This is a genomic window from Mesorhizobium sp. B2-9-1 (genome assembly GCF_006439455.1).
Taxonomy (GTDB): Bacteria; Pseudomonadota; Alphaproteobacteria; order Rhizobiales; family Rhizobiaceae; genus Mesorhizobium.
Genome location: NZ_VFTP01000002.1, coordinates 658,021 through 676,037, shown reverse-complemented (window position 1 = coordinate 676,037; position 18,017 = coordinate 658,021). Strand labels below are relative to the sequence as shown.

Sequence of the window (18,017 nt, the reverse complement as noted above, 5' to 3'; positions counted from 1 at the left end):
CCCCCTCCGCCACTGCCCCCGCTACCGCCTCCCCCGCCTATCGGTGCAATGACAGGCGCGGTTTCGGTCTGAACGGGCTTGATCAGTTTCTTGGCGGTGACCTTCTTGCGCTCGACGACTTTTGGCGCGGTCGTCGTGCGAACGACTTTCGTCCTATGCTTCGCCGTCGGAGCCGGCTCGACCTTGGGCGTCACGGTCGTGCAGCCTGCGACCGTGAGAGCGCCGGATAGGATTGTTGCGACGATTGCGTGTTTCGATGCCCAGCCCACCACATTGCCTCCTGTTGATCAGAACAAGTCCCGGCGCGGATTGGCTTGTTCCCAGACCGCCCTGGCTGTCTTGACCAGCTGATCGTCCAACGAGCCATCCGCCGAAATCTTCGATTTGAGTTCTCCGCGCATCTGTTTCAGGGCCGCTGTCTTCGCCTTCGCCCCGAATTTCGCCAGCGTGGTCCTTGCGTCCGGAATTTCGTTGCGAAGATCGAGCGCGGCCGCGAAGGCAAGATAGCGCGCGGCCACGGCCTGGTCGGCCTTGTCGCCTCTTTGCATCTCCAGAGCCGCGCGATCATACGCAGCCGACTGATCGCCGCGGTCGGTCGCCAGCTCGAACAGCCGTCGCGCTTCAGCCAAGTCCTGCTGCACGCCGACGCCATCCCTGTACATGCGTGCGAGACTGCCGGGAGCATAGGGCTGGCCGAGATCCATCGATTTCTGGAACAGCGAGAGCGCGGCCTTGGGGTCCTTCTCGACCCCCGTGCCAGCGAGATAATTGCGGCCGAGCAGGTTCATCGAATACATATCCTGCCGCTCGACGCCAGCCTTGAGGAAGGCCACGGCGCGAGCCGGATCGGCCGGCACGCCGTTGCGGCCTTCCGTAAAGATCGCCGCGAGGTCGTTCATGGCATAGGTGTGCCCCATAGCTGCCGCCTTGAGCAGCAGGTCAAGCCCCTTGCCGGTATCGCGATCAACACCGTATCCGTTGAATAAGGCGCGGCCCCAGGAGGTCATTCCATAAGGATCGCCCTTGTCGGACGCGGCCGCGTAGAACGTGTTGGCCTGCTTGCGGTTGGCGGGCATACCCGCCCCGGTCGCGTTGAGGTAGCCCAGCTCGAACACCGCGCGGACATGTCCCTGGTCGGCGGCCTTCTGGATGGACTTCTTGGCCTCCTCGACCTTGCCGGCGGCGAGCAGCGCGCGCCCGAGTTCGTAGTGGAACCGCGCGACATCAGGATACGCCTTCACCGCCGCCCGGCAGGCCTCCACCGCCCCGGCACCGATCTCGTTCGGCAACAGGCCAGGAACGACGCCCTGCAGGTCCAAGGGTTCGCCTGCCTGCGTGTCGCACGGGTCGACACTCGGCGACAGCTTCATCGTCGCCGGCTTTGACGGTGCGTTGTCGGCCCTGATTTCGACGCCGACTATCAATGGCTTGACCGCGCCTATCTGCGGTTCGTAGCGCAGTTTATCGACCTCGTCGGCCATCAGGCTCGATTGCGGCGATAGGGTCCGGTCCGGCAGGGACAGCGTCCCGGTTGCCGGATAGCTCGCAAGCTTCACGCTTACGGCCGGATCCTTGGTCGGGAAATCCAGCTTCAGCGGCACCGGGCCGACACCGACCGGAATCTTGACGTCGCGGTTCTCGATCGCTTCGGCGGCGCCGGTGATGTGGATGCCGCGCTCAAGCACCTGTTGCTTCTGCTCGGACTCCAGCGAGGCCACGAGCTGCTTGCCCGCGGCGCCATCGCCATTCTTGACCCGGAACACCAGTATGCCCTGCGATCCACCGCCCCACTCGTCATGTGTGGCATAGGCCAGCATGTCGACCTGGTCCTCGGCGGCGGCGCCCTTCGGCACATCCATCGCGAGTCGCGGCAGATCCTTGCCCTCTATCGGCTCGCCCGTCGCGACCGGCTTGCCGTCCAGGATCAGACGCCCCAGCGCCGGCGGCCTTTCGATGCTGATGGTGACCGCGCCGCCATCGACATCGACCGGCACCGGCAGGTCAAGCGCGACCGGACCGACGCCCGACGGCACGGTCTTTTCCAGCACCGGTGGCAAAGCCGGCCGGCTGGCGCGGCGCATCAGCACCACCTCGTCGATCAGCGAGGAATTCTCCCAAGGGACCTGCGCGCCCTTGGTGGCCTCGACCACGTCGCGGCGGACGGCCGCCATGACCGAGCGTATCTCCTGGTTCGGCGCCAGCGCGCGGCGGGAGAAGGCGGATGAAAACGGGCTGAGATCGCCGGACCCGTCATAGGCGACGGCGCCGGGTTCCGTGGCGAAGGCGATCAGCGTGTTCAGCGAGCTTTTGACCTGCGCGAGACCGGTGCCGCCGGCCGCGATCAATTGGTCGCGTAGCCAGTAATCCTTGCGGGGGAACGGGTTGTTGCGGCAGGCATCGAGGATGATCACCTGGATCTTCGATTTGGCGCGCAATTGCTGCAGGACGTCGTCGAGCTTGACCGCCTGGACCTCGATGTCGGCCGCATCCTTGAGCGACGCATCGACCGGGATCAGGAAATTCTCGCCGCCGATCTGAAAGCCGTGACCCGAATAGTAGACGACCGCCAGATCGGCGCCGTCCGCCGCCGCGAGATAATTGCGGAACTGCTTCTCGAACTGGAGCTTGGTGAGATCCTTGGCGACGAACACATCGAAGCCGGCCAGCCGGAACGTGCTCGACACGTCGTCGGCATCCTTGTCCGGATTTTTCAGCGCAGGGATTTCGCGATATTCGGAATTGCCGATGACAAGCGCAACCCTTCGATCGGCGTGCGCCTGCACCGTCGCGAGGCCCACGAGGATCAAGGCTGCTATCAGCGCGCAGCATCGCAGCATGGTAAAATCCCTAACTGCTGTCACCCGTCGGCCACAAGAACGCAGCTCGCGGCATCGCGGTCTGTTAAAGACTTCACAATCTGCCAAGACGGCAAGGAACGCGGCTGCGATGGCAAGGCAGATCGCGCATTCAATCAACCGCTAAAATAACCCAGAGACCTCGGCGCCGCAATGACCTGGGTAAACGCGTCGCCGTCTGTCGATGCAGGATCGCCATCGGCGAGCCACGCGTCCGCGCAGCGCTGCGTGTCCGTGACGCCACAGCGTTTCATGGAAACGGCGAAAACGTCCTATCTCTTTGCTTTTACGCAATTCCGGACGGAAGGCTACGGCGAACCGCCGAGCCCGAGCCGGCCTCTTTCCTGGTCAGGCGCCGATCCACATCGCGTCCGGCACCACCACCAGCTTGCCGACGAAGTCCTTGGCCATGAAGTCGGTCTGGGCGCGGTGGAAATCCGACAGTTTGTAGACGCCGCCGACCAGCGGCTTGATCTTCTTTTCCTCGATGTAGCGCACGATGCGGCGGAAATCCGCCCGCGTGCCTTGGCTCGAGCCGTGGAGTTGGAGCTGCTTCAGATACATGGTGCGGAGGTCCAGCTGCACCACCGGCCCTGCAATGGCGCCGGCCGTGGTGTAGCGGCCTTCGGGCCGCAGGATACGTAGGAGGTCGTTGAAGATGGCGCCACCGACGAGGTCGGCGACCACGTCGACGGGCTCGCCGCCCGTCGCTTCGTTGACGGCGGTGAGCAGGTCGGCCACGCCGCGCGTGATCACTTTCTCGGCGCCGATGTCGAGCACGGCCTGTTCCTTGCCCTTGCCGACGACGGCGTAGGGGATGGCGCCCCGCGCCCTTGCCAGTTGCACGATGCCGGAGCCGACACCGCCGGAGGCGCCGGTGACCAGCACACGCTCGCCAGCCTTCAGCGCCGCCCGCTCCAGCATCTGCTCGCCGGTGAGGTAGGCGCAGCAGAAGGTGGCGAGCTCGAGATCGCTCAGATCGGTGTCGACGACATGCGCGTTCTCGGCCGGCAGCGCCTGGTATTCGGCATAACCGCCGTCACGGCCGTGGCCCATATAGTCGATGTCGGCGAGCGAATCGTCGTCGCGGTTGTAGATCGAGAAGTCGACCATGACGCGCTCGCCGATGCGGTTCGCGGACACGCCGTCGCCGACGGCGACGATCGTGCCAACCGTGTCGGTGCCCTGGATGCGCGGGAAGGTGAGCGTGTTGCCTTGCCGGCGCCAGGTCGACACGGCAGCCGCATCCTCTTCAGTGCCATAGGCGCCCTGGCGCACCCAGACATCGGTGTTGTTCATGCCGCAGGCGCTGACCTTGACCAGCACCTCGCCGGCGGCAGGTGCCGGCACCTTCACATCGGTGCGGTAGACGAGCTTCTCAAGCCCGCCATGGCCCGTAAGCTGCACGGCCGCCATTGTGGCGGGAAGAGTTCTTGTCATGGCATTCATGTCGCTTCTCGGATGTCACTTCTCAGATGCTGGCCAATACGCTGTTCACCGCGTTGGCGGTCTTGGCGACGATGATGTCGGCTTCCTCGCGCGTCAGGCAGAGCGGCGGCGCGAAACCGAGGATGTCGCCCTGCGGCATGGCGCGGCCGATGACGCCGCTTGCCGCTAGCGCGGTGGCGATCTGCGGCCCGACCTTCAGAGCCGGATCGAAGAAGACGCGGTCGTCGCGGTCCTTGACGAACTCGATTGCGGCCAGCATGCCGTCGCCGCGCACCTCGCCGACATTCCGGTGGCCGCCGACGGCCTTGGCAAGCTCAGCGCGGAAGTAAGCACCGGTCTCGCCGGCGTTCCGGACCAGGTCCATCTCGTCGATCAGCTCGAGATTGGCGACACCGGCGGCAACGCAGATCGGGTGCGCCGAATAGGTCCAGCCATGGCCAAGCGAGCCCAGCTTGTCCGAGCCCTTGACCAGCACCTGCCAGACCTTGTCGGCGACGATGACGCCGGAAAGCGGCGCATAGGCCGAGGTCAGGCCCTTGGCGATGGTGATCAGGTCCGGCTTGATACCATAATGGTCGGAGCCGAACATGGTGCCGAGACGACCAAAGCCGGTCACCACCTCGTCGGCGACGAGCAGCACGTCGTATTTGTTGAGCACGGCCTGAATCTTTGCCCAATATCCGGCCGGCGGCGGAACGATGCCGCCGGTGCCGAGGATCGGTTCGCCGATGAAGGCTGCGACCGTGTCAGGGCCCTCGGCCAGGATCATCTCCTCAAGCTTGTCGGCGCAATATTGCGAGAACTGCTCCTCGCTCATCGAGCGGTCGGCGCGGCGGAAATAATACGGCGCTTCGGTATGCATGATCGGCGCGCGCGGCAGGTCGAAGGCATTGTGGAACAGCTCGAGCCCGGTCAGCGAGCCGGTCATGACGCCCGAGCCGTGATAGCCGCGCCAGCGCGAGATGATCTTCTTCTTCTCGGGCCGGCCGAGAACGTTGTTGTAATACCAGATCAGCTTGATGTTGGTCTCGTTGGCATCGGAGCCGGAGAGGCCGAAATAGACTCGGCTCATGCCCTTCGGCGCGCGGTCGATGATCATCTTGGCAAGCGTGATCGAGGCTTCGGTGCCGTGGCCAACATAGGCGTGGTAGTAGGCGAGGTTCTTCGCCTGCTCGGCGATGGCATCGGCGATCTTCTGGCGGCCGTAACCGACATTGACGCAATAGAGGCCGGCGAAGGCATCGATGCTCTTCTTGCCGGTGTTGTCCCAGATGGTGACGCCTTCGCCGCCGGCCATGATGCGGGCCGGCGATTCACCGCGCGCGTGCGTGCCCATATGCGTCGAGGGATGGAAGAAGTGGTCGCGATCCCAGGCGGAGAGTTCGTTGGACTGTTCGAGCATTTTTGACTCCTGACGAGAATGAGGCCTACGCAGCTTAGGCTACGTCGAGGCAGAGGTATTTCAGATCGGTGAAGGCTTCGAGGCCGTGGCGCGAGCCCTCGCGGCCGATGCCGGATTGCTTGACGCCGCCGAAGGGGATCGGCGCGCCGGTGATCTTGACCCGGTTGATCGCGACCATGCCGTACTCCAGGGCGCGGCCCATGCGCGCCTGCCGCGCGCCGTTTTCGGTGACGACATAGGCAACGAGGCCGTATTCGGTGGCGTTGGCGCGGGCGACGACTTCCGCCTCGTCGTCGAACGGCGTCACAGCCGCGATAGGGCCGAAGGTTTCTTCGCGCATGATCAGAGCGGCGTCCGGCACATCGGCGAGCAGCGTCGGCTGGTAAAACAGCGGGCCGGCCGCGTGACGCTTGCCGCCGGTCAGGCAGCGCGCGCCGTGGGTGAGCGCATCGGCGACTTGCTCCTCGACCTTCTTCACCGCGCGCTCATGCATCAGCGGCCCGATATCGGCGTCAGCGGATAGGCCGTTGCCGGTGCGGAGTTGCTCGATGCGACGGGCGAAAGCGGCGCAGAAGCGATCATAGATCGGCCGCTGCACATAGATGCGGTTGGCGGCGAGGCAATCCTGGCCGGAGGTGGCGAATTTGGCATCGAGCGCGATCTTGACGGCCTTGTCGATATCGGCGTCGTCGAAGACGATCAGCGGCGCGTGGCCGCCGAGCTCCATCACCAGCCGTTTCATCGTCGGCGCGCTCTGCGCGGCGATCAGCCGGCCGACTTCGGTCGAGCCGGTGAAGCTCATGGCGCGGACCCGCGCATCGGCGCACATCGCGCCAACGATGGTGCGCGCATTACCGGTGACGACGTTGAAGACGCCTGCCGGCAGCCCGGCACGCTCGCCGAGCTCGGCCAGCGCCAAAGCCGACAGCGGCGTTTCCGAGGACGGGTGCGCCACGATGGTGCAGCCGGCGGCGAGCGCCGCAGCGGCTTTGCGGGTGAGCATGGCCGACGGAAAATTCCAGGGCGTCACTACGCCGACGACACCGAGCGGCTCGCGGCGCACCGACATCTCGGCATTCGGCAGATGGCTGGTGACGCTTTCGGCGTTGAGGCGTTTCGCTTCCTCGGCATACCACTCGACAAAGGACGCGGCGTAGTCGATCTCGCCAAGCGATTCCTTCAGCGGCTTGCCCTGCTCGAGCGTCATCAACAGCGCCAGATCATCCTTGGCGGCGATGATCAAATCGAACCATTTTCGCAGAATTTTCGAGCGCTCCTGCGGCAGCGCCGAGCGCCAAGCGGGAAATGCGCGTGACGCGGCATTGATCGCCTTTGTCGTCTGGTCGGCATCGAGCGCGGCGACAAAGGCGACGGTAGCGCCGGTGGCCGGATCGGTAACCTCAAAACTTGCCGCCGCTTCGCTCGCCGTCCAGTGGCCGTCGACATAGGCGAGCGCGCGCAGCAGCCGGCGATCGGCGAGGCGGTCGAGCGCGTCATGGTGGTTCGTACGGGCAAAATGCGCGGACATCAGTCGGGTCTCCCGGTGCCGAGGCGATATGGAGAGACTAGTCGCACGATCGAGACAAAGAGGCTGTTTCGGCAGGTTGACAGAGAGAGATTGTCTCTATTGGCGTGCGGAAGCAGACGATCTCTCTGGCTGGCCAGCCGCCGGATGCCACCAAACGGTGAAATTGGCCGAGCCTCCACAACTTCGTCATCCACGGGCGGAGCGGAAGCGAAGCGGACGCGGCGTAGACCCGAGGATCCATTCCGTGACCTTGATCGAAGGGCACAGCGGAGCAGAATTCTGCACCGTTGCAACGCCTCAAAGTCACGGAATGGATCCTCGGGTCTGCGCCGCGTCGCTTCGCTCCTTGCTCCGCCCGTGGATGACGAAGTAGCGGACATTTCGGCTAATCTCCACGCTGATCGTGGGACCGACTCACCCTTATTCCGGCAGCAGATCGGCCACCGGCAGCACGGTCTCGTCCTTGACCGTCTTGGTGACGATGTAGGTGAAGTAGCGGTCGATGCCGATCTCGCGCTCAAGCAAGCCGTCGACCAGCCGCTGATAGGCGTCGATGTCGCGCGCCATCACTTTCAGCACGTAGTCGACGCCGCCGCCCACCGACCAGCAGGCAACGATCTCCGGGATATCGCGCACCACCCGCTCGAAGCGGTCGAAGTCCGCCTGGCGGTGGTTGGCCAGGGTCACCTCCATCAGCACGGTCGCCACCGGCGCGATGACACGGATGGCGATCGCGGCGTGATAGCCGGAGACGATGCCGGCCTTCTCCAGCTTGCGCAGCCGCATCCAGCACGGCGTCGGCGACAGGCCGACCTTCTCGGCCAGCGCGAGCTTGGTGATGCGTCCGTCGCGCTGGATGGCGTCGAGAATCCTGAGGTCGATCGGGTCGAGTTTCGCTGCCGCCATGCGGGTCCGCCTTTTGTTGCGGACACCATGACGATGCATTATTTCGATTGTCAATTGCACTGATTTCGATCTCTAATAAGTCATGACATCATGGCAGCCAGATCCTGCTCTCATCCGCCGACCGGCCTATCTCTCGCTGGCCGACCAGTTCGCGCGCGCCATCCATGACGGGCGGCTGGCCAACGGCACGCGGCTGCCGACGCACCGCCGGCTGGCGGACGATCTGAAGCTTTCGGTGCAGACCGTCAGCCGCGCCTATGAGGAGTTGATCCGCCGGGGACTGATTTCCGGCGAGGTCGGCCGCGGCAGCTTCGTGCAGACGCAGCGCCGCGAGCCCGAGCCGCCCTATATCCCGGAACGGCTGGGCGAGGTCATCGACCTCTCGATCCTGAAGCCGGTCTGCGAGCCGATGCATCTGGAGAAACTGAAGCAGGCGCTGGGCTGGCTGGCCGAGAACCTGCCGTCGAGCTCGGCGCTATCGTTCCGGCCGAACATGGTTTTCCCGCGCCACCGCGCGGTCGCGGTCGAATGGCTGAAACTTTGCGGCCTTGAAGCCTCGCCGCAGAACATCAGCCTGACCAACGGCGCGACCGCCGGCATGACGGTGGCGCTGATGAGCGTCGCGCCGCCCGGCTCGACAGTCGCTACCGAAGCGATCGGCCACCACACGCTGATCCCGCTTGCGCGCTATCTCGGCTTCAACCTCGAAGGCCTGCCGATCGACGGCAACGGGCTGGTCCCCGAAGCGCTCGACGCGGCCTGCCGCCTCTCGGACATCCGCGCTGTGTTCGTTCAGCCGTCTGTGATCAACCCGACGGCGACGCTTATGGACGCCACAAGGCGCGAGCAGATCGCGGCGGTTGCCCGCAAGCATGACGTCGCCATCATCGAGAACGACGTACTCGGGCCGCTGGTTGAAGGCCGGCCGCCGGCGGTTGCCGCCTTTGCGCCGGAGCGGACACTCTACGTCACCTCCTTCACCAAAATCGTCGTGCCAGGCCTGCGCATCGGCTATCTCGCGGTACCGGACCGCTATGTCGCGGCCGTCGCCAACCGCCATCTCGTCTCGAACTGGATGGCGACGCCGATGGTGGCGGAAATCGCCACCCGCTGGGTGACCGACGGCACCGCGATGGAACTGGTCAACTGGCAGCGCGGCGCGCTGAGGCGCCGGCAGGAGATTGCTGCGGAAGTGCTGGCCGGCGTCGACTATCGCTGTCACCGCGACGGGCTGCATCTGTGGCTCGAGCTGCCGGGCGACCGGGCCGAGGAGAGCTTTGTCGCGCAGGCGCGCCTGCGCGGAGTGGCGATCGCGCCGGGCACCTCGTTCCGCATCGCCGACACGCCGTGGCATCCGGCCGTGCGCATCTCGCTCGGATCGACCACCGAGGGGGAACTGCGCGCCGGCCTGAGCGTTGTCGCCAAGCTGTTGCTCGGCGATCCGGAGCATCTCCTGCTCGCCATCTGATGCACAAGTGGAGCCAGATTGCCCTGAAATTGTGCGGCGCCGAAAAATATTGTCATGATATTATTTTCTCAATTGACATGATTTGGCGCGTTTCGCATCGTTAAGGGCATAGGCTTCTCCAGAACGGGGACATGGATTGCCCGCGCCCATCATCAAGGTTGATGCGATTTCGAAGAGCTTCGGCGCCTTCAAGGTGCTGGACGGCCTATCGATGCAGGTCATGCCCGGCGAGAAGCTGGCGCTGATCGGCCCGTCCGGCTCAGGCAAGACGACGATCCTGCGCATCCTGATGACGCTGGAGAAGATCGACGGCGGCCATATCCAGGTCGACGGCGAGCAGCTCTACCACATGGAGCGCAACGGCCAGTTGCTGCCGGCCGACGAGCGGCACCTGGCCAGGATGCGCCAGAAGATCGGCATGGTCTTCCAGCTGTTCAATCTCTTCCCGCACAAATGCGTCATGGACAATGTGACCCTGGCGCCGATGCTGACCAAGGGCATCGCGCGCGCCGCCGCCGAGAAGCGGGCGATGGAACTGCTCGACATGGTCGGACTAGCGGACAAGGCGAAGGCGATGCCGGCGCAGCTCTCCGGCGGCCAGAAGCAGCGCGTGGCGATCGCCAGGGCATTGGCGCTGTCGCCCAAGATCATGCTGTTCGACGAGGTCACCTCGGCGCTCGATCCGGAGCTCGTCGAGGAAGTGCTCAACGTCATGCGCAAGCTCGCCGCCGAGACCGACATGACGATGCTTCTGGTCACCCATGAGATGGGCTTCGCCCACGACTTCGCCGATCGCGTGCTGTTCTTCGACCGCGGCAGGATCGTCGAGGAAGGCAAGCCCGATGAGATTTTCCGCCATCCCAAACAGGAAAGAACGCAGAGCTTCCTGAAGAAGATCATCGCGGCCGGACATCGCGTCTGACCGCAATGCAAACGGGCGGCGCAAGCCGTCCAAGGGCGGCCAAAGGCCGTCCCGAACCAAGGCAAACCAAGAAGACAAAACAAGGAGTTGGGAACAATGAAGAAACTTGGCATTCTGGCTGGCGTCGCCGGCCTCGCGATCACCGCGATGCTGCTCGCCCCCGGCGCGCGGTCGGCGGATGACGCCAAGCTGGAGCAGCTCAAGCAGCAGGGCTTCGCCCGCGTCGCCATCGCCAACGAGCCGCCCTATACGGCGGTCGCCGCCGACGGCAAGGTGTCGGGCGCGGCTCCCGACGTGGCGCGCGAGATCTTCAAGCGTCTCGGCGTCAACGACATCGTCGCTTCCATCTCCGAATACGGCGCGATGATCCCCGGCCTGCAGGCCGGCCGCTTCGACGTCGTCACCGCCGGCCTGTTCATGAAGCCGGAGCGCTGCGCGGCGGTCGCCTATTCCGAGCCGGTGCTTTGCGATGCCGAAGCGATGCTGGTGAAGAAGGGCAATCCGAAGGGCTTCAAGAGCTACGAGGACATCGCCAAGGACAGCTCCGCCACAGTCGGCGCGCCGGGCGGCGGCACCGAGGAGAAGCTGGCGCTCAATGCCGGCGTGCCGCGCGATCGCGTCGTCGTCGTGCCGGATGGCCAGAGCGGCCTAAAGATGGTGCAGGACGGCCGTATCGACGCTTATTCGCTGCCTGTGCTCTCGATCAACGACCTGATGAAGAAGGCCAACGACCCGAACCTCGAAGTGATCGCGCCGGTGCAGGGCGCGCCGGTCTATTGCGATGGCGCGGCCTTCAAGAAAGGCGACGAGGCACTGCGCGACGCCTATGACGTCGAGCTCGCCAAAATGAAAAAGTCCGGCGAGTTCGCCAAGATCATCGAACCCTACGGCTTCTCGGCCAAGGCGGCGATGTCGACGACGCGCGAGAAGCTCTGCGCGGCGAAGTAGGACGCGGCCTTTGCCTTCTCCCCGTTAACGGGGAGAAGGCATCACGAAGTGACGGATGAGGGGCGGCGCCAGCATTTCAAGGTTGGCGCTGCCCCTCATCTGCCTGCCCATCCTACGCAGCAGCTGCGCTGCAGCTACGGAGGGTAAACCGGCATCTCCCTGTCGATGGTAGGCGCCAAGCACATCAAATGTTGGGAAACTTCTAGTTTTATGACCCAGTGGTCCGGCTATCTCGGCCTGATATTGCAGGGAGCGCTTGTCACCATCGAGCTGACGCTGATGGGGTCGGTGCTTGCGCTGATCATGGCCTTCCTGGCCGGAATGGGACGCGTGTCGCGCTTCTTCATCATCCGCGCATTGGCGACGACCTACATCGAATTCTTCCGCGGCACCTCGATTTTCGTGCAACTGTTCTGGGCCTATTTCGTGCTGCCTTTTGCCGGCCTGTCGCTGACGCCGCTGCAGGCCGGCGTGCTGGCGCTGGGCTTGAATGTCGGCGCCTACGCGGCGGAAGTCGTGCGCGGCGCCATACTGTCGGTCGGCCGCGAGCAATACGAGGCCTGCACGGCGCTCAATCTCGGCCGCTGGCAAGGCATGCGCTATGTGATCCTGCCGCAGGCGCTGCTGGTCATGCTGCCTACCTTCGGCAACAACGCGATCGAGCTGCTCAAGGCAACCTCGGTCGTGTCGCTGATCTCGCTTGCCGACCTGACCTTCCAGGCGCAGGTGGTGCGCTCGCAGACCGGCAGCACGTTGATGCCCTTCCTCTCCGTTCTCGTCATCTATTTCGCGCTGGCGCTGATCATCTCGTGGGGCATTCGCACGCTGGAGCGCCGCATGGCGCGCGGCCTAGACGGAGTGCGCGTCTGATGGATTGGGATTGGAACTTCGTCTGGGAGATCATGCCGACCCTGATCCAGGGGGTGAAGATCACGATCCTGGCGACGGTGCTCGGCTCGGTCCTGGCGGCGATCGTGGGGCTTGGGATCGCGCTGGCGCGGCGCTCGGAGAACCGCATCGTCGCGCGCAGCGTCGGCTGGTTCGCCGAGTTCATCCGCGGCACGCCGCTCCTGGTGCAGCTCTATTTCATCTTCTACGTGCTGCCCGACATCGGCATCCTGCTGCCGCCGCTGGTAGCGGGCGTCATCGGGCTCGGCCTGCATTACGGCACCTACACGGCCGAGGTTTACCGCGCCGGCATCGACAATGTGCCGCGCGGCCAGTGGGAAGCTGCCAAGGCTTGCAATCTGGGTGGGCGCCACACCTGGACGCATATCATCCTGCCGCAGGCGATTCCGCCGATGATCCCGGCCCTGGCCAACTATTTCATCGCCATGTTCAAGGAGACGCCGCTGCTGTCGGCGATCACCGTGCTGGAACTGATGAACCAGGCCAAGAGCGTCGCCAACACCTATTACCGCTACATCGAACCGATGACGTTGGTCGGCGCCTTCTTCCTTGTCATCAGCCTCTGCTCCGTTGTGCTGTTGCGCTGGCTGGAGCATCGCTACGGCAGGATCGAAAGATGAAAGTCATGAACCCATTGCCCGACATCCGCCTCGAAACGGCGCGTCCTGCGCTGGACTCGCGTCCGCTGGAAAAGCGCGTCGGCCTGATCGCGCTTGCGACCGACCACACCAGCGAAGTGGATTTCCGCCGCATGGTGGCGAGCGAGCGGATCGGCGTCTATGTCGCGCGCATTCCCTACGCCAATCCGACGACGCCGGATAATCTGCGCAAGATGCAGCCGTCGCTTTCGGCGGGCGCGGCGCTCATCCTGCCGGACGAGCCGCTCGATGCGATATGCTACTCGTGCACCTCTGCGTCGGTGGTGATCGGCGACGCCGAGATCGAGCAGGCGATCCATGCAGCCAAGCCCGGCGTGCCCGTCGTCACCCCGCCGATGGCCGGCGTGCGCGGCCTGAACGCGTTCGGGGTGAAGCGTATCAGCATCCTGACTCCTTACACCGTCGAGACCAGCCGGCCGATGGCCGCCTATTTCGCCGCGCACGGCTTCGATATCCAAAGCTTCACCTGCCTCGGTTTCGAGGACGACCGCGAGATGGCGCGCATCACGCCGGCGTCCCTGGTCGAGCTGGCGCGCAACGTCACCCATCCGCAGGCCGATGCGCTGTTCGTCTCATGCACCGCGTTGCGCGCCGCACTGGCGGTTCCCGGCATGGAGGAGGCGATCGGACGTCCGGTCGTCACCAGCAACCAGGCCAGCGCCTGGAACTGCCTGCGGCTGTGCGGCGACGAAACGCCCCGGCCCGAATTCGGCCGGCTGTGGACGAAGCCGCTGGCCCAGTGAACGAAATGTCCGTGATCGAAATGATTGTTGAGCTTCAGCATATTCGCGCGGCGCGCGAGCGCATTGCAGGCAAGGTCGAGCGGACACCTATTGTGCTGTCGCAAAGCCTCTCGGACCGCGCGGGCCGTCCTGTTCATCTCAAGCTGGAGCATCACCAGACCACCGGCGCGTTCAAGCTGCGCGGCGCTTCCAATGCGATCGCAGCATTGAGCGCGGAAGAAAAATCGCGCGGCGTCGTCGCCGCCTCGACCGGCAATCACGGCCGCGCGCTGGCGCATGCGGCGAAGCTCGAAGGCATCCGCGCGGTGATCTGCATGTCTAGGCTGGTGCCGGAAAACAAGCTCGACGCCATCCGCCGCCTCGGCGCGGATATCCGCATCGTCGGCAACAGCCAGGACGACGCCCAGCAGGAAGTCGACAGGCTGGTGGCGGAAGAAGGGCTGGTCATGCTGCCGCCCTTCGACCATCCCGACATTGTCGCCGGGCAAGGCACGCTCGGATTGGAGATCATGGAGCAGGTGCCGGATGCCGCGGCCGTGCTGGTGCCGCTCTCCGGCGGCGGGCTGGCGGCCGGTGTTGCGGCCGCCGTCAAAGGCGTGAGCCCGCGCACCAAAGTCATCGGCATCTCGATGGCGCGCGGCGCTGCGATGAAGGCCAGCCTCGACGCCGGCCGGCCGGTGCAGGTCGAGGAACTGCCGACGCTGGCGGATTCGCTCGGCGGCGGCATCGGGCTCGACAACCGGCTGACCTTTGCCATGTGCCGGGGACTGCTCGACGACGTCGTGCTGCTTTCGGAGGAGGAGATCGCGGCCGGCATCCGCCATGCGTATGAAGAGGAGCGTGAGATCGTCGAAGGCGCTGGCGCCGTCGGCATAGGCGCGCTGCTTGCCGGCAAGGTCGAAGTGAACGGCCCCACTGTTCTCATCCTCTCCGGCAAGAACATCGACATGGACCTGCACCGCCGCATCGTCTGCGGCGAGACAATCGCGGAGCGCGCAGCATGAGCCGCATAACCATTCTCACCGAAAGTGATCTGCGCAAGATCGTGACGCTAGATCTGGACGCCGTTGCCTGCGTCGAGAACGCTTTTCGCGCTTTGGCCACGCTGCCGGTGGCGATGCCCCCGATTCTGCGGCTCGACATTCCCGAGCATCGGGGCGAGGTCGACGTCAAGTCCGCCTATGTGCCGGGCATTGACGGTTTCGCCGTCAAGATAAGCTCCGGTTTCTTCGACAATCCGACGCTCGGCCTGCCGAGCGGCGGCGGCATGATGGTGTTGCTTTCGGCCAAAACCGGCGTGGTCGAGGCGCTGCTGCTCGACAATGGCTATCTGACCGATATCCGCACGGCCGCCGCCGGCGCAGTCGCGGCCAGGCATTTGTCGCGCCAAGACTCAAGCGTAGCCGCGATCTTCGGCGCCGGCCTGCAGGCTGGGCTGCAGCTCGAAGCTCTGCGTTTGGTCCGGCCGATCGCAGAGGCACGCATCTGGGCGCGCGACGCCGCCAAGGCTGAAGCCACCGCCGCGCGCCTGCGCGAGAAGCTCGGCATCATCGTGCGCGCGGAGCCGGATGCGGCGAACGCGGCAGCGGGCGCCGACATCATCGTCACCACCACGCCGTCGACCGAACCGCTGATCAAGGCCGGTTTCGTCTCCGCCAGCCAGCACATCACCGCCATGGGCTCGGACGCCGAGCACAAGAACGAGATCGCGCCGGCGATCCTGCGCATGGCCGATCTCTATGTCGCCGACAGCGCCAAGCAGACGCGGCGCCTGGGCGAGCTCCATCACGCCATCGAGGCGGCGGTCTTCGCCGCCGACGCCGAGGTCACGGAGCTCGGCCAGATCATCGCCGGCAGCAAGCCGGGACGGCGCTCGGCCAGCGACATCACCATCGCCGACCTCACCGGCACCGGCGTGCAGGACACCGCAATCGCCACTTTGGCTCGCGACCGTGCACGCGCCGCCAATGCCGGGCTCGATTTCGAAAGTTGATGCTGGCCGCCAGGCCCAACAAACGAGGACAACAAAATGCAGCCAAATTTGAAATTCTCGCGCGGCGAATATGCGGAGCGCCTCGCCAAGACACGAAAAGCCATGGAGGCTAAAGGCGTCGATCTGCTGATCGTCAGCGATCCCTCGAACATGGCCTGGCTGACAGGCTATGACGGTTGGTCATTCTATGTGCATCAGGCCGTCATCGTGCCGCCTTCCGGCGAGCCGGTCTGGTACGGCCGTGGCCAGGACGCCAACGGCGCCAAGCGCACCGCCTATCTCGCGCATGACGACATCATCGGCTACGCCGACAATTATGTGCAGTCGACCGAGCGGCATCCGATGGATTACCTCGCCAGCGTGCTGGCCGAGCGCGGCTGGGACAAGCTCAGCATCGGCGTCGAGATGGACAATTACTGGTTTTCGGCCGCAGCCTTCGCGGCGCTGCAGAAGCACCTGCCCAATGCCCGCTTTGCCGATGCCACAGCGCTGGTGAACTGGCAGCGCGCCGTGAAAAGCCCGACCGAGATCGAGTATATGCGCAACGCCGCTCGCATCGTCGAGGCCATGCACCAGCGTATCGTCGACAAGATCGAAGTCGGCATGCGCAAATGCGATTTGGTCGCCGAGATCTACGATGCCGGCACGCGCGGCGTCGCCGGCATCGGCGGCGACTATCCGGCGATCGTGCCGCTCTTGCCGTCGGGAGCGGACGCCTCGGCGCCGCATCTCACCTGGGACGACAAGCCGATGAAGGTGAACGAAGGCACGTTCTTCGAGATCGCCGGCTGCTACAATCGCTACCATTGTCCGCTGTCGCGCACCGTATTCCTCGGCAAGCCGACGCAGGCATTCCTCGATGCCGAGAAGGCCACACTTGAGGGCATGGAAGCAGGTCTGGCCGCCGCCAAGCCGGGCAATGCCTGCGAGGACATCGCCAATGCCTTCTTCGCCGTCTTGAAAAAGTACGGCATCGTCAAGGACAACCGCACCGGCTACTCGATCGGTCTTTCGTATCCGCCGGACTGGGGCGAGCGCACCATGAGCCTGCGCCCCGGCGACCGCACCGAGCTCAAGCCCGGCATGACCTTCCATTTCATGACCGGACTGTGGCTGGAGACGATGGGGTTGGAGATCACCGAGTCGATCCTGATCACCGACGCCGGCGTCGAGTGCCTGGCCAACGTGCCGCGCAAGCTGTTCGTGAAGGACTGAGCCGATGTCCGCTTTGCGTCCCTCGCCGATCGCGCCGACCGTCGACTTCGAGCGCGACGGCGTCCAGCACGGCTTCCTGCGCCTACCCTACAGCCGCGACGATTCCGCCTGGGGATCGGTGATGATCCCGGTCTGTGTCGTGCGCAACGGCAAGGGCTCCACGGCGCTGCTCACCGGCGGCAATCACGGCGACGAATATGAGGGGCCGCTGGCGCTCTTCGAACTCGCCCGCACGCTCGATCCGAAAAATGTCTCCGGCACGGTCATCATCGTGCCGGCGATGAACTATCCGGCGTTCCGGGCCGGCACGCGCACCTCGCCGATCGACAAGGGCAACATGAACCGTTCCTTCCCCGGCAGGCCGGACGGCACGGTGACCGAGAAGATCGCCGACTATTTCCAGCGCGAGCTGCTGCCGCGCGCGGACATCGTCTTCGACTTCCATTCCGGCGGAAAGACGCTGGACTTCGTGCCGTTCTGCGCGGCGCATACGTTGCCGGACAAGGCGCAGGAGAAAAAGGCCTTCGCCGCCGTCGAGGCTTTCTCGGCGCCGTTCTCGATGCGCATGACCGAGATCGACGCGGTCGGCATGTATGACACGGCCGCCGAGGAGATGGGCAAGGTCTTCGTCACCACCGAACTCGGCGGCGGCGGAACCTCGCGCGCCGAGACGGTGCGGATCGCCCGGCGCGGCATCCTCAACGTGCTCCGCCACGCCGGCATCGTCGATGGTACGGTCGAGAAGGGCAGAACTCAGTGGCTGGACATGCCGTCGGGTGATTGCTTCGCCTTCGCCGAGGATGACGGCATGATCGAGACGATGGTCGACCTCGGCGAGCCTGTGGAGAGCGGCCAGGTTGTCGCGCGCATCCATCCGGTCGGGCGCACCGGGCAGGCGCCGCAGGAGATCAGGGCAAGGATGTCGGGGCTGCTCGCCGCGCGTCACTTCCCGGGCCTGGTCAAGGCGGGCGACTGCGTCTCGGTGCTGGCCGTGGCCGTTCGCGAATAATCTTGGTGCGG

General features: G+C 64.9%; 15 protein-coding genes and 1 pseudogene. 10 read left to right on the top strand and 6 right to left on the bottom strand.

Annotation, left to right across the window (positions count from 1 at the left end):
- From FJW05_RS27600 to FJW05_RS07375, 6 genes and pseudogenes are all read right to left on the bottom strand, one after another.
- Positions 1-194, bottom strand: a pseudogene (locus FJW05_RS27600) (hypothetical protein); the annotation flags it as partial.
- A gap of 93 nt (positions 195-287) precedes the next feature.
- Positions 288-2,837 (bottom strand): caspase family protein, encoded by a 2,550-nt coding sequence (locus FJW05_RS07395; RefSeq protein WP_140629697.1) that lies wholly within the window; start codon positions 2,835-2,837, stop codon positions 288-290.
- Positions 2,838-3,203: 366 nt separating this feature from the next.
- Complete coding sequence (locus FJW05_RS07390) at positions 3,204-4,304, bottom strand: alcohol dehydrogenase family protein (RefSeq protein WP_140629694.1); 1,101 nt, start codon at positions 4,302-4,304, stop codon at positions 3,204-3,206.
- A 22-nt stretch (positions 4,305-4,326) separates the two neighbouring features.
- Positions 4,327-5,706, bottom strand: coding sequence for an aspartate aminotransferase family protein (locus FJW05_RS07385; protein ID WP_140629691.1), 1,380 nt, complete (start codon positions 5,704-5,706; stop codon positions 4,327-4,329).
- A gap of 34 nt (positions 5,707-5,740) precedes the next feature.
- A complete protein-coding gene (locus FJW05_RS07380; protein WP_140629688.1) occupies positions 5,741-7,234 on the bottom strand; it encodes an NAD-dependent succinate-semialdehyde dehydrogenase in 1,494 nt (497 codons plus the stop codon).
- Positions 7,235-7,654: 420 nt separating this feature from the next.
- Complete coding sequence (locus FJW05_RS07375; RefSeq protein ID WP_140629686.1) at positions 7,655-8,140, bottom strand: Lrp/AsnC family transcriptional regulator; 486 nt, start codon at positions 8,138-8,140, stop codon at positions 7,655-7,657.
- Between the two features lie 82 nt (positions 8,141-8,222).
- On the opposite strand from FJW05_RS07375, the gene FJW05_RS07370 reads away from it, so the two are divergent.
- From FJW05_RS07370 to doeB, 10 genes are all read left to right on the top strand, one after another.
- A complete protein-coding gene (locus FJW05_RS07370) occupies positions 8,223-9,608 on the top strand; it encodes a PLP-dependent aminotransferase family protein (protein WP_140629683.1) in 1,386 nt (461 codons plus the stop codon).
- A gap of 136 nt (positions 9,609-9,744) precedes the next feature.
- Positions 9,745-10,530, top strand: a complete 786-nt coding sequence (gene ehuA / locus FJW05_RS07365; protein WP_140547092.1) for an ectoine/hydroxyectoine ABC transporter ATP-binding protein EhuA — start codon at positions 9,745-9,747, stop codon at positions 10,528-10,530.
- Between the two features lie 96 nt (positions 10,531-10,626).
- Entirely contained in the window at positions 10,627-11,478 is an 852-nt protein-coding gene (gene ehuB / locus FJW05_RS07360; RefSeq protein ID WP_140547093.1) for an ectoine/hydroxyectoine ABC transporter substrate-binding protein EhuB, read from the top strand.
- A gap of 210 nt (positions 11,479-11,688) precedes the next feature.
- Positions 11,689-12,348, top strand: a complete 660-nt coding sequence (gene ehuC / locus FJW05_RS07355; RefSeq protein ID WP_140629680.1) for an ectoine/hydroxyectoine ABC transporter permease subunit EhuC — start codon at positions 11,689-11,691, stop codon at positions 12,346-12,348.
- Complete coding sequence (ehuD, locus tag FJW05_RS07350; RefSeq protein ID WP_140629677.1) at positions 12,348-13,007, top strand: ectoine/hydroxyectoine ABC transporter permease subunit EhuD; 660 nt, start codon at positions 12,348-12,350, stop codon at positions 13,005-13,007. Before ehuC ends, ehuD begins: the two co-directional genes overlap by 1 nt.
- A gap of 5 nt (positions 13,008-13,012) precedes the next feature.
- Positions 13,013-13,789, top strand: a complete 777-nt coding sequence (gene eutA, locus FJW05_RS07345) for an ectoine utilization protein EutA (protein WP_140629789.1) — start codon at positions 13,013-13,015, stop codon at positions 13,787-13,789.
- 20 nt (positions 13,790-13,809) lie between these two features.
- Positions 13,810-14,793 (top strand): hydroxyectoine utilization dehydratase EutB, encoded by a 984-nt coding sequence (eutB, locus tag FJW05_RS07340; protein WP_140629786.1) that lies wholly within the window; start codon positions 13,810-13,812, stop codon positions 14,791-14,793.
- Positions 14,790-15,782 carry a cyclodeaminase gene (locus FJW05_RS07335; protein WP_140629674.1) on the top strand — a complete coding sequence of 331 codons (993 nt, stop codon included), beginning with the start codon at positions 14,790-14,792 and terminating at the stop codon, positions 15,780-15,782. The genes eutB and FJW05_RS07335 overlap by 4 nt, the downstream gene beginning before the upstream one ends.
- Positions 15,783-15,818: 36 nt before the next feature.
- Positions 15,819-16,997: an ectoine hydrolase DoeA gene (doeA, locus tag FJW05_RS07330; protein WP_140543807.1), complete on the top strand. Its 1,179-nt coding sequence runs from the start codon at positions 15,819-15,821 to the stop codon at positions 16,995-16,997.
- 4 nt (positions 16,998-17,001) lie between these two features.
- On the top strand, positions 17,002-18,006 hold the full coding sequence (gene doeB, locus FJW05_RS07325) for a N(2)-acetyl-L-2,4-diaminobutanoate deacetylase DoeB (protein ID WP_140629671.1): 1,005 nt from the start codon (positions 17,002-17,004) through the stop codon (positions 18,004-18,006).
- The last annotated feature ends 11 nt before the right edge of the window (positions 18,007-18,017 follow it).

Excerpts from the sequence above, each read along its gene's own strand:
- FJW05_RS07395 (WP_140629697.1), bottom strand. The coding sequence starts at position 2,837 with ATGCTGCGATGCTGCGCGCTGATAGCAGCCTTGATCCTCGTGGGCCTC.
- ehuB (WP_140547093.1), top strand. The coding sequence starts at position 10,627 with ATGAAGAAACTTGGCATTCTGGCTGGCGTCGCCGGCCTCGCGATCACC.
- FJW05_RS07390 (WP_140629694.1), bottom strand. The coding sequence starts at position 4,304 with ATGAATGCCATGACAAGAACTCTTCCCGCCACAATGGCGGCCGTGCAG.
- eutB (WP_140629786.1), top strand. The coding sequence starts at position 13,810 with ATGATTGTTGAGCTTCAGCATATTCGCGCGGCGCGCGAGCGCATTGCA.
- ehuC (WP_140629680.1), top strand. The coding sequence starts at position 11,689 with ATGACCCAGTGGTCCGGCTATCTCGGCCTGATATTGCAGGGAGCGCTT.
- FJW05_RS07370 (WP_140629683.1), top strand. The coding sequence starts at position 8,223 with ATGACATCATGGCAGCCAGATCCTGCTCTCATCCGCCGACCGGCCTAT.
- FJW05_RS07380 (WP_140629688.1), bottom strand. The coding sequence starts at position 7,234 with ATGTCCGCGCATTTTGCCCGTACGAACCACCATGACGCGCTCGACCGC.
- ehuD (WP_140629677.1), top strand. The coding sequence starts at position 12,348 with ATGGATTGGGATTGGAACTTCGTCTGGGAGATCATGCCGACCCTGATC.
- doeA (WP_140543807.1), top strand. The coding sequence starts at position 15,819 with ATGCAGCCAAATTTGAAATTCTCGCGCGGCGAATATGCGGAGCGCCTC.
- FJW05_RS07335 (WP_140629674.1), top strand. The coding sequence starts at position 14,790 with ATGAGCCGCATAACCATTCTCACCGAAAGTGATCTGCGCAAGATCGTG.
- doeB (WP_140629671.1), top strand. The coding sequence starts at position 17,002 with ATGTCCGCTTTGCGTCCCTCGCCGATCGCGCCGACCGTCGACTTCGAG.
- FJW05_RS07385 (WP_140629691.1), bottom strand. The coding sequence starts at position 5,706 with ATGCTCGAACAGTCCAACGAACTCTCCGCCTGGGATCGCGACCACTTC.
- eutA (WP_140629789.1), top strand. The coding sequence starts at position 13,013 with ATGAACCCATTGCCCGACATCCGCCTCGAAACGGCGCGTCCTGCGCTG.
- FJW05_RS07375 (WP_140629686.1), bottom strand. The coding sequence starts at position 8,140 with ATGGCGGCAGCGAAACTCGACCCGATCGACCTCAGGATTCTCGACGCC.